The 556-nt window shown below is 39.6% G+C and carries 1 pseudogene; it reads left to right on the top strand.

The features are described from left to right. Positions 1–266: 266 nt before the first annotated feature. Positions 267–556: pseudogene (locus AB4585_RS23185) on the top strand (hypothetical protein); the annotation flags it as partial.

Below are 556 nucleotides of genomic sequence, written 5' to 3'. Positions count from 1 at the left end.
CATAGTGACTCTTCAACTTTGTGATTACCTGTAAACACCTTAGTAGATTCAAGCACTTGTGCCACTTTATTGCTAAAACAACAGGGCGAATTTTTACTTGTATAAGCCTGTAAGCTAGTGCACCTAATTGGTGCTAATTGCACAAGATAAAAGCACAAACATTCAGTACGAAAGTAGGATATATCAATTAAATCAATATCTTATATATTGGCATCATAGTTGCTTGATTAAATACGATTAATGTCTTCATAAATAAGGATGTGATTATGGACATATCAAGCAACATGCTACTGATCAATCGAGCAGGACTCACTAATGCGCTCTCTTCGCCCTTTGAATCCCCTATCACCCAAGGGCAACAAGCCGTCAAGTTTGTGTTTGATGCAATCGATGCGGTGCGACTTCATCGTTCGTTTGTCTATGAAGAAATGACAGGCGAAGAGATAGATCAAGAGGCGTTTTCCGAAGTTAAATCGACGCTGTTTTCCTTAAGTAACAAAGTCAGTAACTACAGCTATCTCGGCAGTCGACCTGAGCGACACATCTTAAGTATGCG

This window comes from Vibrio sp. 10N.222.49.C9, assembly GCF_041474985.1.
Lineage (GTDB): Bacteria > Pseudomonadota > Gammaproteobacteria > Enterobacterales > Vibrionaceae > Vibrio > Vibrio crassostreae_C.
Note: the sequence above shows the minus strand (reverse complement) of the source record. Positions and strands in the feature narration are given on the sequence as shown.